Consider the following 1,450-nt stretch of genomic DNA (forward strand, 5'->3'; position numbering starts at 1 on the left):
AACTTGAGGTGGTTGTGGGTTTTGTACTCGGGAAGAGGCAACATAAAGTTTTGTTGTTATAGCTGGACTTATCCACTATATCCACCTAAACTAAATAAATCAACTAATTTACAGGAAAAAGAGGTGGCTAAAGTCAAAAAGATAATGGGAGTACAGCAAGTATTGCTATCTCCCACCAAAGAAGTTGAAGCCGTATTAAATTACCTTTGCCAGCAATCTGGAAAGCTCTATAATAGTGCTGTCTATTTTGCTCGACAGACATTTTTTAAGACTGGAAAGTTGCTGACGGGGAAGTTCGATTTATCTTTTGAACCGTCAATCGCAAAGTCAATGGTTGCTAAGTCGTTACCTTCGACACCCATGCAGCAAACCTTAATGTCGGTTACGGAGGCGTTCAAAAGCTTCAAGGAGTTAAAAGCTTTGTATGTCCAAGGTCAATTACATTTTAGACCTAAGCCTCCGAGCTATTTAACAGGATCTAAATTGTTTAAGGTTGCCTACCCAAATTCTGGAGGACTAAAGCCAGCACTTATTGGCAACCAGTTGAGATTTTCCCTGGGTTTAACGGTACGGCGCTGGTTTGGGATTTCTGAAGTCTTTCTACCTATACCGTCAAACATTCACTACTCAAAGGTTAAAGAATTCACGATTCTCCCGAAAAATGGCGCTTTCTACTTGGAGATATCTTACGAAGTAAAATGCCAGCAGCACGCTTTAGATTGCAGCCAAGCACTATCAATTGACCTGGGAACTGCTGACAACTTAGCGGCTTGCGTGGACACGCTGGGAAATTCCTTCTTGATTGATGCTCGTGCCATGAAGGCGATGAATCAACTCTGGAACAAGAAAGTAGCAACTAGAAAGGAAGGAAAGCCCACGGGCTGCTGGGATAGCTGGCTAGACCGCGTAACCCGCAAGCGGAATCACCAGATGCGTGATGGCATCAATAAGGCTGCAAAGTTAATCGTTTCCCACTGCTTAAAGCATGGTATTGGCAATCTAGTAATTGGATGGAATCAGGGTTTCAAATCCAATGTCGATATGGGCAAGCTGAACAATCAAAAGTTTGTTCAGATGCCATTAGGAAAGTTAAAAGATCGACTTAGCCAATTGTGCCATTTACACGGAATTAAGTTTACTGAAACAGAAGAAGCGTATACGTCTAAAAGTAGTTTTCTTGATGGAGACTCCCTACCCAGGTACGGTGAAAAACCGCCTGAGTGGAAAGCATCTGGAAAACGAATTGAACGTGGATTGTATCGCTCTGCCGATGGAACTGTAATTAACGCAGATCTGAATGGTGCGGGAAATATTTTAAGAAAAGTAGCCAGTAAGTTAGGTGTAAAACTTGACCGACTGTGTAGACGGTGCTTGACCACCGTAGCGAGAGTAAAACTTTGGGTATTACCTAAAGCTGCTTTGTCCGCAGAATCTCAGCGGCTTCAGCCCT

1 protein-coding gene is annotated in these 1,450 nt (G+C 42.9%); it reads left to right on the top strand.

The window, feature by feature from the left end; translation table 11 throughout:
- Positions 1–123 precede the first annotated feature (123 nt).
- On the top strand, positions 124–1,450 hold a 1,327-nt coding region (locus QUA58_RS31305; protein ID WP_333398013.1), incomplete at its 3' end, for a transposase.

Origin of the sequence: Microcoleus sp. N9_A1, from assembly GCF_036701795.1 — a bacterium.
Taxonomy (GTDB): Bacteria; Cyanobacteriota; Cyanobacteriia; order Cyanobacteriales; family Microcoleaceae; genus Microcoleus.